The 404-nt window shown below is 28.5% G+C and carries 1 protein-coding gene; it reads right to left on the bottom strand.

Annotation, left to right across the window (positions count from 1 at the left end; genetic code table 11):
* Positions 1 to 252: 252 nt before the first annotated feature.
* Positions 253 to 404: helix-turn-helix domain-containing protein (locus K5S59_RS29740; protein ID WP_137000548.1), on the bottom strand; the 152-nt coding region annotated here is incomplete at its 5' end.

Genomic DNA, 404 nt, shown 5'->3' with positions numbered 1-404 from the left:
TGTTGATTTTTTACAAAAACATCCTAATATCGATATTAACAAATATTAAACTTGAAGATATTAGTCTATAAACTTATCATCGTTATAAACATAGGTTCTAAATTACAAAAAAGCTGCAAAGCTTCCTTGAAACACTTTGCAGCCTTCTGTCTTTTTGTTTTCTTTAGCAAAATAATGGTTAGTGTATTTTCATTTTTCGGGATACTTATACCCATGTTTAAGTCTTTACATTGTAGATAGCAGGTAACAAGCTTATATTATTGTATATTTTTCACGGTACTGCCTAGGAGTCATGCTAGTGATTTTTTTGAAAACTCTTATAAAATAACTTTGGTCATTAAAGTTTAGCCAAGCACAGATATCTGATAACGAATAAGTAGTGAGTGTTAATAATTTTTTTGCTT

The organism is Bacillus sp. BML-BC051 (genome assembly GCF_019656175.1).
Taxonomy (GTDB): Bacteria; Bacillota; Bacilli; order Bacillales; family Bacillaceae_G; genus Bacillus_A; species Bacillus_A mobilis.
The sequence above is the reverse complement of the archived record's forward strand: the minus strand, read 5'-3'. Positions and strand labels throughout refer to the sequence as shown.